Raw genomic sequence first — 12,559 nt, 5'->3', positions numbered from 1 at the left:
GTGCAAGAAGACCTCATGACCTATTGCGTCGGCATCAAACTCAACGCCGGACTGGTGTTCCTGTCCGATTCACGCACCAATGCGGGCGTGGACCACATCAGCACCTTCCGCAAGATGATCGTCTACGAGCAGCCGGGCGACCGCGTCATGGTCCTGCTGTCGGCCGGCAACCTGAGCATCTCGCAGTCGGTGCGCGAGATCCTGCAGATCGAGGAACTGCGCGAGACCAAGGAAAGCGGCGAGGAAAGCCCCCCGATCACCATCTGGAACGCCAGGAGCATGTTCGACGCCGCGCGTGTGCTGGGCTCGGCGGTGCGCCATGTCTACGACCGCGATGCCGAGGCGCTCAAGCACGCCGGGCTGGACTTCAACGTCTCCTTCGTCTTCGGCGGCCAGGTCAAGGGCGAGGGCATGCGCCTGTTCCTGGTCTATGCGGCCGGCAATTTCATCGAGGCGACCACCGAGACGCCCTACTTCCAGGTCGGCGAGTCGAAGTACGGCAAGCCGGTGCTCGACCGCGTCCTGACACCCGAGACCCCGCTCGACGAAGCCGCCAAATGCGCGCTGGTGTCGATGGATTCGACCATGAAGTCGAATCTCTCGGTCGGCCTGCCGCTCGACCTCGTGGTGTACGAGGCCAACAGCCTGCGCACCGACAAGGTGGTCTGCATCGACGCCGACAATCCCTACTACCGGATGATGCACAACAGCTGGGGCCAGAAGCTGCGCGAGGTGTTCGACAGCATCGAGGACCCGGTCTGGGACGATGCCTACACCGAGCATCCGCTGAAGATGCCGGCGACGCGGCACAGCCCGCTGCGCAAGATCACGACCCCCGAAGAAAAGCTGATCTGAGCGTGGTCATGGGGTTGCCGCCAGTCATCTTCTCGCATGGGAACAGCTTTCCCGCCAGCACCTACCGCGTGATGCTCGACAGCCTGCGCAATCGCGGCTTCGACATCGATGCGCTCGAAAAATTCGGCCACGACCCGAAGTATCCGGTCACCGACAACTGGCCGCACCTGGTGCAGCAACTCGCCGACTTCGCGCAGGAACGTGCCGATCGCGCGGGCGCCCCGGTGCTGCTGGTCGGCCATTCGCTCGGCGGCTTCCTGAGCCTGATGTGCGCCGCGCGCCACCCCAAGCTCGCCCGCGGCGTCGTGCTGCTCGACTCGCCGCTGATCGGCGGCTGGCGCGCCGGCACCATCAATCTCATCAAGCGCACGCCGCTGATGAAGAGCGTGTCGCCGGGCATGGTGAGCCGCAAGCGCCGCAACACCTGGGAGCACCGCGAGGCCGTGTTCGAGCACTTCCGCAGCAAGAAGGCGTTCGCAAAATGGGACCAGCGCGTGCTGCGCGACTACATCGAGCACGGCACCTTCGACGTCGACGATGCGAGCGACGCCGGGCCGCCCCAAGGCGCGAGGGCCCCCTCGGGGGGCAGCAAGGACACGTCAGTGCCGAGCGTGGGGGCCAATTCGCGGGCGCTGAGCTTCGACCGCGATGTCGAGACCGCGATCTACGAAACGATCCCGCACAACCTGGGCGCGCTGCTGCGCGCCCATCCGCTCAAATGCCCCGCGGCGTTCGTCGGCGGGCGCCAGTCGGTCGAGATGCGGAAAGTGGGCATGGCGATGACCCAGCTGGTCACCAAGGGCCGCATCATGATGCTCGACGGCACCCACCTGTTCCCGATGGAGAAGCCGATCGCCACCGCGGCCGCGGTGGAAGCCTCGCTGCGCAACCTGCTGGGCTGACGTTTTTCGACGAAGCCGGGCCGCCAGCGCGGCGAAGTCCGCGCTTCACGCAGGTCATTCCGCCCAGACCACCATGCCGCTCCACGCCGTCGCCAGCACCACGATGCCGAAGGCGATCCGGTACCACGCGAACGGCACGAAGTCGTGGGTGCTGATGTAGCGCAGCAGCCAGCGCACGCAGAACCAGGCGCTCAGGAACGAGAACACCAGGCCGACCGCGAACAGCGGGATGTCGGCCACCGACAGCAGCGCGCGTTCCTTGTAGAGGCTGTAGACGCCGGCGCCGATCAGGGTCGGGATGGCGAGGAAGAACGAGAAATCGGTCGCCGCCTTGCGCGACAGCCCCAGCAGCATGCCGCCGATGATGGTCGAGCCGCTGCGGCTGGTGCCCGGGATCATCGCGAAACACTGCACCAGGCCGACCTTGAACGCGTCCCAGGGCGTCATGTCGTCCACATGCTCGATGCGCACCGAGCCCGGCGGCCGCTTCTCGGCCCACAGGATGATGAAGCCGCCGATGATGAAGGTGCTGGCCACCACGGTCGGCGTGAAGAGATTCGCCTTGATCGCCTTGCCGAACAGCAGGCCCAGCACCACCGCCGGCAGGAAGCCGATCAGCACATTGAGCGCGAAACGCCGCGCCTTGGGCTGGCGCGGCAGCGCGACGATGGTCGAGTGGATCTTCTGCCAGTAGACCAGGATGACCGCGAAGATCGCGCCGGTCTGGATCGCGATGTCGAAGACCTTGGCCTTGTCGTCGTCGAAGCCGAGCAGCGAGCCCGCGAGGATCAGGTGGCCGGTCGACGAGATGGGAAGAAACTCAGTCAGGCCCTCGACGATGCCCATGACGGCGGCCTTGGCCAGCAATACGATATCCACGCGCACTCCTTGAAAGAGCGTCGATTATCGCGATGGCCGCGGTCAGGATCCGTTCAGCTCAGCAGTGCGAAATCACGCGAACGACCGCCTCGCGGTGGTCGCGGAAACCCATCCGGGCGTAGAGCCGATGGGCGCTCTCGTTGTCCCGCATGACATGCAGGAACGGCGTTTCCCCGCGCTGCAGCTGGCGGCGGATCAGTTTCGCAGCCAGCCGGCGCGCGAGGCCCCGGCCCTGGAAGTCGGGATGCGTGCACACGCCGCTGATCTCGCGAAGCGCACCGGCACACATGCGCTCGCCCGCCATGGCGATCAGGCGCTCCCCTTCGAAGCAACCGAAGTAGTCGCCGAGTTCGGGGGTCCTCGAACCGAAGGGGCCGGGACGGGTCAGCGCCGCCAGCGCGACCGCTTGCGCCGCGTGTTCCGGCCCGAGCGCAACGGCGTCGAAGGCCTGGTCGTCGTCGGGCACCGGCCCCCCCGCCCAGACCATCCTGAACATGGTCGAATCCAGGTCGATCCGCCAGCCCGCGGGCGCCGTGCCCGACCAGTCCATGCAATAGAAATGATCGCCGGGCTCGCAGTACGGCGTCAGGGCATCGAGATCGGGATGTTCGGCATTCGCGAAGCCGACGATCGGAGAAAAGCCGGGGGCATATCGGCGCGCGCGGTCGGTGCCGGTGGCGTACTTCGCATGGGGGCCCGAGAGGGTGTTCCAGGCGATGTTGTCGAGGAGCTGGTGCATCGTGAATACGATCCTAACTGCTCGAATCGGCGAGTCTGAAGGCGTCCGCTAACTTTCAGACTCGGTCGAGGCGCGCCGCCGCAACGCGCGCACCGCGCTGTCGACCGTGGTCAGCACGGTCAGCCCCGACGCCGCCTCGCAGGCGCCCCGGGCGCGCGCCATGCTGAACTGGGCCAGCGCGAGACGCGTGCAGCCGCGCTCGCGCAAGGCCCGGGCCGCGCCGGCAATGCGTTCGTCGTGCCCCTGCGCATCGCCGCGATTCAGCGCATCGAGCGCCCCCTCGGCCAGCCCGAGTTCGAGTTCGACGCCCTCGGGAAACTCGGGGGGCATCGATTCCAGCGTCGGCGCGAACGTGGCGATCAAGCCCAGCTTGCCGGTGCCTGCCGCCGCCTCCGCCACCATCGCCTCGTTGGGCTTGAGCACGGCAATGCCCGGGTGCCGCCGCGCCACCGCCTCGATGCAGGGGCCGAAGGCCGAGCAGGTGAAGAGAATGCCCTGCGCCCCGGTATCGACCGCGTACTGCGCGAGGCGCTGGAAGCGCTCGTGCATCGCTTCGTCGAGCCCTCGCCCGCCACGTGCGAGATCGGCCGACAGGCTGTCGTCCAGCAGGTTCATGCGGACGGCTTCGGGCCAGTCGCGCGCCATCGCCTCGTTGATGGGAGCGACCGAATGCGCCAGGGCGTGGATGAGGGCAATGCGGGTCATGGTCGAAAAGTGTTCAGATGCCCTTCGACGACGGATTCGCGAACGCGTCTTTCGTCTCGGCATTGAGCGGGTAGTTGATGTTGATGTTCTTCGGCGGGATGGGCGACATGAACCAGCGGTGGTAGAGCTTCTCCATCTCGCCCGATTTCATCATGCCGCCGACCACGCGGTCCACCAGCGCCTTGAATTCGGGGTCGTCCTTGCGCAGCATCAGCGACTGGTTCTCGGTGCGCAGGCTCTCGCCGGTGATCAGGAAGTCCTTCGGGTTGCGCGCATTGGCGACCTGGCCCGCCAGCAGGATGTCGTCGAGCACGAAGGCCTGGGCGCGGCCGTTCTCGACCAGCAGGAAGGACTCGGTATGGTCCTTGGCCGCAACGTTGACCACCTCGAGGTTCTTGCCCTTGTCGGCATCGCGCAGCAGCCGGAACGACGTCGTGCCGGTGGTCGTGACCACCGTCTTGCCCTGCAGGTCGGCGATGCTCCGGATGCCGGATTCGGCCTTGACCAGCATGCGCACGTTGTAGCGGAAGATGTCCGGCGAGAACGCCACCTGCTTCTGCCGCTCGACCAGGTTGGTGGTCGAGCCGCACTCGATGTCGACCGTGCCGTTGGCCACCAGCGGAATGCGGTTGGCCGAGGTCACGGCCTGGTAGCGGATCTCGATGGCCGGCATCTTCAGTTCGGTCTTCACGGCCTCGACGATGCGGTTGCAGATGTCGATGCTGTAGCCGACCGGCTTCAGGTTGCTGTCGAGGTAGGAGAAGCCGAAGGACGACTCGCGGTAGCCGAAGGTGATGGCGCCGCTGGCCTTGATCCTGGCCAGCGTGCCGCCCTCCTGGGCCTGGACGGACGTGAACGGGACCAGCGCGCAGATCGCCATCAGGGTGGCGCAGGCATGCGTGGACAGACGAGCAAAGGCCATGGAACAACTCCTCGAAGCAGGTTGAAGAACGACAAAGGGGGACGTCCGGTCGGCGCTTCAGCGCGCCTGTGGCGCACCGACCGCGCGCGTGACGGCGTCGACCGCGGCGGCCAGCCGGCTCGCCATCTCCTGCAGGTCCTGCCGCGTGGCGATGAAGGGCGGCGCCAGCAGCACGTGGTCGCCCTGCCGGCCGTCGACCGTGCCGCCGAAGGGATAGCACAGCAGGCCCCGCGCCATCGCCTCCTTCTTGACCCAGGCGTGCAGCCGCAGCCCGGGCGGGAACGGCGTCTTGGTGGCCCGATCGGCCACCAGCTCGACACCCCAGAAGAAGCCGCGGCCACGAATGTCGCCCACGTGCGGATGATTGCCGAGCGTGGTGCGCAGCATGGCGCCGAACGCCTCGCCATCGTCGCGCACCTTGGCCAGCAGGCCGTCGCGGCGGATCACCTGCTGCACCGCCAGCGCGGCCGCGCAGGCCACCGGATGGCCGAGGTAGGTATGGCCGTGCTGGAAGAAGCCGCTGCCCTGTGACATCGCCTCGACGATGCGGCGCTGCGCGAGCACCGCGCCGATCGGCTGGTAGCCGCCGCCGAGCCCCTTGGCGACCGTGACCAGGTCGGGCACCACGCCCTCCTGCTCGCAAGCGTAGAGCGTGCCGCAGCGGCCCATGCCGCACATCACCTCGTCGAGGATCAGCAGCACGCCATGGCGGTCGCAGACCTCGCGCACGGCCTTGAAATACCCCGGCACCGGCGTCAGCACGCCGGCGGTGGCGCCGCCCACGGTCTCGGCCACGAAGGCGATCACGCGGTCGGCGCCCTGCGCCAGGATCGCCGCTTCGAGTTCGGCCGCGAGCCGCAGGCCGTACTGCTCGGCCGACTCGCCGTCGCGCTGCTCGCGGTAGGGGTAGCACGGCGCCACATGCGTGGCCGGGACCAGGAGGGGCGCGAAGGGCTCGCGCCGCCAGGCATTGCCGCCAACCGCCAGTGCCCCCAGCGTGTTGCCGTGATAGCTCTGGCGGCGGGCGATGAAATGGGTGCGCTGCGGCTGCCCGATCTCGACGAAATACTGGCGCGCCATCTTGAGCGCCGATTCGACGGCCTCCGACCCGCCGCTCACCAGGTAGACATGGCTCATGCCCTCGGGCGCGGTGCGGATCAACTCGTCCGCGAGCTGCTCCGCCACCTCGGTGGTGAAGAAGCTGGTGTGGACGTAGGGCAGCTTGTCGATCTGGGCGTGCATCGCGGCGATCACGTCCGGGTGCCCGTGCCCCAGCGACGAGACCGCGGCGCCGCCCGAGGCGTCGAGGTAGTCGCGGCCGTCGGCATCGCGGATCGTCATGCCGCTGGCGGAGGTCGCGACCGGCGGCGTGTGGTGGAGATGGCGATGGAAGACGTGCGTCATGGCGATCTGAGCTTGGAACCAATGTACCGGCCAAATTATTATTTGGAACATTTGTTCCGTCAAGAGACGATGGAACACATTTGTTCCATCCGGTACATTCGTTCCAAACCAAAAAGGAAATCCCATGGGCGTCAAGGACGATCTACGCCAGCGCTACACCGGCCTCAGCCCTGCCCTGCAGCAGGTCGCCAAGTACGTGCTCGACCATCCGAACGACGTGGTCACGAATTCGATGCGCACCGTCGGCACGCGCGCCGGCGGCACCCCGGCCACGCTGGTGCGCTTCGCGCAGCACCTGGGCTATGCGGGCTGGCCGCAGTTCAAGGAGGCTGTGGCCTCGGAGATGGGACTCGGTCCGGAGGCCTACGGCGAGCGCGCCCGGACACTGGTCGGCCGCGCCGCCGACCGCAGCCTGGTCGAGGAGATGTTCGAGGTGCAGCGGCACAACCTCGTGGCCACGCAGCGCCAGAGCGCGGCCTCGCTGCAGAAGGCCTGCGCCCTGCTGGAGAAGGCGACCACGGTGCACGCGGCCGGCTTCCGGGCCTGCTTTCCGATCGCGTTCTCGTTCGTCTACGTCTACCGGATGTTCCGCACCAGCGTGCAGCTGATCGACGGCCAGGGCGGCTCGCTCGAGATGCAGCAGCGCGCAATGGCCAAGGGCGATGCGCTGCTCGTCGCCAGCTTCGCCCCCTACTCGCGCGAGGCCCTGCAGGTGGCCGAAGCCGCCAAGGCGGCCGGCTGCAAGGTGCTCGCGCTGACCGACAGCGCGGCCTCGCCGCTGTCGCTGCTGGCGGACGAAACGCTGTTGTTCGCCATCCAGAGCCCGTCGTTCTTCCCTTCGGTCGCCGCCGGCACGGCACTGACCGAGGCCTTGCTGGAGCTGCTGGCCAGCCGCGCCGGCAAGCCGGTGGTCAAGCGCATCGACCAGGCCGAGAGCCAGTTGTTCGAGTCCGGCGCCTACCTGCAGCCGCCGCGGCTGCGCGGCGCCTGAGTCAGGACTTGGGCAACGTGGCCGCCGCGACCGGCTGCGGCGCCGGCGCCATCCACTCGGCATGCCAGCCACCGCCGAGCGCCTGGATCAGTGCCACCGCCGAAGTCTGGCGGTTGGCCTGCACCTGCAGCAGGGTGCGCCGCGCGTTGAGCGCCGACACCTGCGCCACCACCACGCTGGTGTAGTCGATGGTGCCGGCGCGGTAGCGGTTCAGGAACTGCTGCTCGGTGCGGTCGGCCGCGGCCGAGCTCTGGCGCCGCAGGCCCTCCTGCTGCGCCAGGCTGATGCCGGCGCTGAGCTGGTCCTCCACGCTCTGGAAGGCCGCCAGCACGGTCTGGCGATAGCGGGCCACCGAGGCCTCGTGGCCGGCCTTGGCGGCATCGACGCTGGCGCCGATCGCGCCGGCGTCGAACACCACCTGAGCCACCGAGAGACCCAGCGACCACAGCGTGTTCGAGGCATTGAACAGGTCGCCCACGCGCGAGGAGCTGGAGCTGATGCCGCCGCTCAGGCTGAAGTTGGGGTAGTAGGCCGATCGCGCGATGCCGATCTGCGCATTCGCCGCCGCCACCTGCCGCTCGGCCGCCGCGATGTCGGGGCGGCGTTCGAGCAGGGTCGAGGGCACTTCCGTCGGCACGCCGGGCACCTCGACGTTCCACTCGGCGACGGGCAGGTTGAAGTCTGCCGGCGCCACGCCGACCAGCACCGCGATCGCATGCTCGAGCGCTTCGCGGTTGCGCTTCAGCGCGGCGCGCTCGGCCTGGGTGTTGGCGTAGAGCGTCTCGGCCTGCAGCACGTCGCTCTGGGCCGCGATGCTGGCGGCATAGCGGTTGCGCGTGATCTGCAGGCTGCGCTGGTAGCCCTCGAGCGTGTCGTCGAGGATGCGGATTTCGGCGTCGGCCTCGCGCAGCGAGAAGTAGTTGGTCGCCAGGTCGCCCACCGCCGACAGGCGCGCCGCGGCCAGGTCGGCTTCGCTGGCCTGGGCATTGGCCTGCGCACTGTCGACCGCCTGGCGCAGCCGGCCCCAGACGTCCGGTTGCCAATCGACACCCAGCACGGCCGCCGAGGCGGTGGCGGCCGAGACGTCGCGCCCGCCGGTGCGCCGCACGCTGCCGTCGAGCGTGACCTGCGGGAACAGCGTCGCCCGCTGGCCGCGCACCAGCGCCTGCGCCTGCGCGTAGTTGGCGACGGCGGTGGCGATGTTCTGGTTCGACACCTGTACGCGTGCGGCCAGGCCGTCGAGCGTGGCGTCGCCGAACAGCTTCCACCATTCGCCGCGGTCGAAGGCGTCGGCCGGCGCCGCAGGCTGCCAGCCGGCGGCGGCCGGGGCCGACTTCCAGGCCGCCGGCGCCGCCATGGACGGCCGCTCGTAGGCCGGGCCGACGGCGCAGCCCGCCAGCAGCGCCGCCAGGGCCAGTGCCACGGGTCGACTGGGGAAAAAGCGTTTCGATGCGGTCATGGATTCGAAGCAATGTCGGGCGCGCGGGCCAGGGGGGAGTCGGCCGCGCGGCTCAGGTACTTTTCGTTGGCGGGCCGCCGGCGCAGCTTGTCGAGCAGCACATAGACGACCGGCGTGGTCAGCAGGGTCAGCAGCTGGCTGGCGATCAGCCCGCCGATGATCGCGACGCCCAGCGGCTGGCGCAATTCCGAGCCCAGGCCGAAGCCGATCGCCAGCGGCAGCGCGCCGAGCGCGGCCGCCAGCGTGGTCATCAGGATCGGGCGGAAGCGCAGCAGGCAGGCCTCGCGCACCGCTTCCACGGCCGTGAGCCCGCGCGAGCGCTCGGCCTCGAGCGCGAAGTCGATGATCAGGATCGCGTTCTTCTTGACGATGCCGATCAGCAGGAAGACGCCGATCAGCGCGATGATCGAGAACTCCATGCGGAACAGCAGCAGCGCCAGCACGGCGCCGACGCCGGCCGAGGGCAGCGTGGTCAGCACCGTGATCGGGTGCACCAGACTCTCGTAGAGCACGCCGAGCACGATGTAGATCACGATCAGCGCGGCGAGGATCAGGAACCACTGCTGCCCCTGCGACTGCTGCGCCGCCAGCGCCGTGCCCTGGAAGCTGCCGCGCACGTTGATCGGCATCGCGATGTCGGCCTCGGCCTGGGCCACGATGCGCTTGGCATCCGACAGGCTGACGCCGTCGGCCAGGCTGAACGAGACCGTGCTCGCGAGCTCGGTGTCCTGGTGGTCGATCGAGGTCGGAACGGCCCGCTCGCTGAGCTTGGCGAAGGCCGACAGCGGCACCATGAGCGTGGTGTCGGTGGCGATCTGCTGGCCGGTGGAGGCGGTGCGCAGCGCCGGATTGGCCGACACCGTGGTCGAGGTGCCAGTGTTGGCGTCGGTCGTGTTCTTGATCGAGCTGGTGATCGACTGGCCGCTCGCGTTGGTGGTCGTCTGCAGCGTCGACGGCACGTAGAGGTCCTTCAGGACGATCGGCGAGCGCTGGAAGCGCGGCGCCCATTCCATCACCACCGAATACTGGTTGAGCTCGTCGTAGATGGTCGCCACCGAGCGCTGGCCGTAGGCGTTGTAGAGCGCGTTGTCGACCGCGGCCGACGTCACGCCGAGTCGCGCGGCCGCCTCGCGGTCGACGTCGACGAAGGTCTCGACGCCGTTGTCGGCATCGTCGCTGTCGACGTCGGTCAGCGCGGTCTCGTCGCGCAGCCGGTTGGCCAGCTTGGTCGACCAGGCGCGCAGGTCGGCCAGGTTGTCGCTCTTGAGCGTGTACTGGTAGCTCGAGTTGCTCGAGCGCCCGCCCATGCGCAGGTCCTGCACCGGGCTCAGGAACACGCGCAGGCCGGTCAGCTGGTTGAGCTGGGGGCGCAGGCGGTCGATCACGGCCTGCGTCTTCTCGCTGCGCTGCGCCACCGGCTTGAGGTTGACGAACATGAAGCCGCCGCCCGAGCGGCCGCCGCCCGAGAAGCCGACCACGGTGTCGACCGCCGGGTCCTTGCGGATGATGTCCACCGCCTGGCGCAGCTTGTCGGCGATCGCCGCCGAGGAGATGCTCTGGTCGGCGCGCAGCCCGGCGTTGAGCTGGCCGTTGTCCTGCTGCGGGAAGTAGCCCTTGGGGATGGCGTTGAACAGGTAGATGTTGAGCCCGATCACCGCCAGCAGCACCACCATCACCACGCCCTTGCTCGCCAGCGCCCAGTCGAGGCTGTGCGCATACATGCGCAGCGTGCCGTTCCAGGCCCGCTCCGCCTGGCGGCTGAACCAGGCGCGCAGGCGCCCGGGCGTCTTGCCGCCCTCCTCGGCCTCGCTGCGCAGCAGCATGGCGCACAGCATCGGCGTGGTGGTCAGCGAGATCACGAGCGAGATCAGCACCGCGGCCGACAGCGTGACCGCGAACTCGCGGAACAGCCGCCCCACCTGCCCGCCCATGAACAGCAGCGGGATGAACACCGCCACCAGGGACAGGCTGATCGACAGCACCGTGAAACCGACCTCGCGGGCACCGCGCAGCGCCGCCTCGACCCGGTTCATGCCGGCCTCGACGTGGCGGGTGGTGTTTTCCAGCACCACGATCGCGTCGTCGACCACGAAGCCGGTGGCGACCGTGAGCGCCATCAGACTCAGGTTGTTGAGGCTGTAGCCCAGCAGGTGCATGACGCCGAAGGTGCCGAGCAGCGACACCACGGTCGCCACCGCCGGCACGATGGTGGCGCGCGCCTTGCGCAGGAAGAGGCCCACCACCAGCACCACCAGAACCACCGAGATCATCAGCGTGGCCTCGATCTCGCGCAGCGAGGCACGGATCGAGTTGGTGCGGTCCGAGGCGACCTGGGCATCGATGTCCTGCGGCAGCTGCGCGCGCAGCTCGGGCAGCAGCCGGCGCACGCCATCGACGGTCTCGATGATGTTGGCGCCCGGCGATTGCGTGACCAGCACGATCACCGCCGGCTCGCCGTTGAAGAGGCCCAGGGTGCGCGTGTTCTCGACGCTGTCGATCACGCGCGCGACATCGCCCAGGCGCACCGCGGCGTCGTTGCGCCAGGCGATCACCATGTCGCGGTACTCCGAGGCATGGCGGCCGGGCGCTGGCGTGTAGATCTGCAGCCGGCGGTCGTCGCTCTCGATCGCGCCCTTGGGCCGGTTGGCGTTGTTGGCCTGGATCGCGGCGCGCACGTCTTCGCTGCTGATGCCGAAGCGGTTGAGCGCGAAGGGCTCCAGCTCGACCCGCACCGCGGGCAGCGAGCCGCCGCCGATCTCGACCTCGCCGACGCCCTCGACCTGCGACAGCCGCTGGCTCACGATGTTCGACACCGCCTCGTAGATCTGGCCCGGCGTGCGGGTCTTGGAGGTCAGCGCCAGGATCACGACCGGTGCGGCGGTCGGGTTGCGCTTGCGATAGGTCGGGTTGCTGCGCAGCGTGGCCGGCAGGTCGGCACGGGCGGCGTTGATCGCGGCCTGCACCTCGCGTGCGGCGCTGTCGATGTTGCGGCTCAGGTCGAACTGCAGCGTGACGCGGGCCGAGCCGTTGGAGCTGGTCGATGTCAGTTCGTTGACGCCGGGAATGATGCCGAGCCTTCTCTCCAGCGGCGTGGCGACGCTCGAGGCCATGGTGCTCGGACTGGCACCAGCCAGGCTGGCCTGCACCGAGATCGTCGGGTAGTCGACTTGCGGCAGCGGCGACACCGGCAGCACGAAGAAGGCGACGATGCCGGCCAGCGCGATGCCGATGGTCAGCAGCATCGTGGCGATGGGGCGCTCGACGAAGGGTTTGGAGAGGTTCATGGGGCCTCTCTGTGTGTCTTGTCGTGGCGGGGGCAGGGGTGGCGGGGGCAGGGGTGGCGGCGGCGGGCGGTATGCCCTGGGCCGGCCGACGTCACCGGCCCTTCGGGCTTCCCTGCGCTGCTCGCGGTACGCGGGGTCTCGCTCAAACTCGCCTTCGGCTCAAACAGTCGCGAGCCTTGATCCGCGTACCGCTGCGCTGCTCGGCGGTGCCTCAACGGCCGGCCCAGGGCATACCGCCCGCCGCCGTGGACAGGTTGGGGTCGCACTGAACGTTGGAGGCGCAGCTGGCCGTTGAACACCCCGAAGCCCGGCATGCGGTGCGGGACGGGCGATCCCCTCTGCGCCGCTGAGGAGCGCAGCTTCAGGCGGATCAAGGGCCGCGCGTGTCTGAGCGCAGCGAGTTTGCGCGGACCCCGCCT

Annotated in this window: 10 protein-coding genes; 3 read left to right on the top strand and 7 right to left on the bottom strand. The window is 68.8% G+C overall.

What is annotated here, in order from left to right:
• Positions 1-15: 15 nt before the first annotated feature.
• A complete protein-coding gene (locus AC1DYK_RS25055) occupies positions 16-855 on the top strand; it encodes a peptidase (RefSeq protein WP_478168744.1) in 840 nt (279 codons plus the stop codon).
• Between the two features lie 8 nt (positions 856-863).
• Positions 864-1,757, top strand: a complete 894-nt coding sequence (locus tag AC1DYK_RS25050) for an alpha/beta hydrolase (RefSeq protein WP_478168743.1) — start codon at positions 864-866, stop codon at positions 1,755-1,757.
• Positions 1,758-1,811: 54 nt separating this feature from the next.
• On the opposite strand, the gene AC1DYK_RS25045 is transcribed toward AC1DYK_RS25050, so the two are convergent.
• The 5 genes from AC1DYK_RS25045 to AC1DYK_RS25025 all read right to left on the bottom strand — a co-directional run bounded on the left by AC1DYK_RS25045 (position 1,812) and on the right by AC1DYK_RS25025 (position 6,406).
• Complete coding sequence (locus AC1DYK_RS25045; protein ID WP_478168742.1) at positions 1,812-2,636, bottom strand: undecaprenyl-diphosphate phosphatase; 825 nt, start codon at positions 2,634-2,636, stop codon at positions 1,812-1,814.
• 58 nt (positions 2,637-2,694) lie between these two features.
• The gene (locus AC1DYK_RS25040) at positions 2,695-3,375 is read right to left on the bottom strand and encodes a GNAT family N-acetyltransferase (protein WP_478168741.1); all 681 of its coding nucleotides are present in this window, start codon (positions 3,373-3,375) and stop codon (positions 2,695-2,697) included.
• 48 nt (positions 3,376-3,423) lie between these two features.
• Positions 3,424-4,080, bottom strand: coding sequence for an aspartate/glutamate racemase family protein (locus AC1DYK_RS25035; protein WP_478168740.1), 657 nt, complete (start codon positions 4,078-4,080; stop codon positions 3,424-3,426).
• A gap of 13 nt (positions 4,081-4,093) precedes the next feature.
• Positions 4,094-4,960 (bottom strand): transporter substrate-binding domain-containing protein, encoded by an 867-nt coding sequence (locus tag AC1DYK_RS25030; protein WP_478168794.1) that lies wholly within the window; start codon positions 4,958-4,960, stop codon positions 4,094-4,096.
• A 99-nt stretch (positions 4,961-5,059) separates the two neighbouring features.
• Positions 5,060-6,406 carry an aspartate aminotransferase family protein gene (locus AC1DYK_RS25025; RefSeq protein ID WP_478168739.1) on the bottom strand — a complete coding sequence of 449 codons (1,347 nt, stop codon included), beginning with the start codon at positions 6,404-6,406 and terminating at the stop codon, positions 5,060-5,062.
• 124 nt (positions 6,407-6,530) lie between these two features.
• Here AC1DYK_RS25025 and AC1DYK_RS25020 point away from each other — a divergent pair, with 124 nt between their 5' ends.
• Positions 6,531-7,397, top strand: coding sequence for a MurR/RpiR family transcriptional regulator (locus AC1DYK_RS25020; RefSeq protein WP_478168738.1), 867 nt, complete (start codon positions 6,531-6,533; stop codon positions 7,395-7,397).
• Position 7,398: 1 nt separating this feature from the next.
• On the opposite strand, the gene AC1DYK_RS25015 is transcribed toward AC1DYK_RS25020, so the two are convergent.
• Entirely contained in the window at positions 7,399-8,856 is a 1,458-nt protein-coding gene (locus tag AC1DYK_RS25015) for an efflux transporter outer membrane subunit (RefSeq protein WP_478168737.1), read from the bottom strand.
• The gene (locus AC1DYK_RS25010) at positions 8,853-12,140 is read right to left on the bottom strand and encodes an efflux RND transporter permease subunit (protein WP_478168736.1); all 3,288 of its coding nucleotides are present in this window, start codon (positions 12,138-12,140) and stop codon (positions 8,853-8,855) included. The genes AC1DYK_RS25015 and AC1DYK_RS25010 overlap by 4 nt, the downstream gene beginning before the upstream one ends.
• Positions 12,141-12,559: the final 419 nt, after the last annotated feature.

This window comes from Variovorax sp. P2_H12 (assembly GCF_056403395.1).
This window is presented reverse-complemented; position numbering and strand designations above follow the sequence as displayed.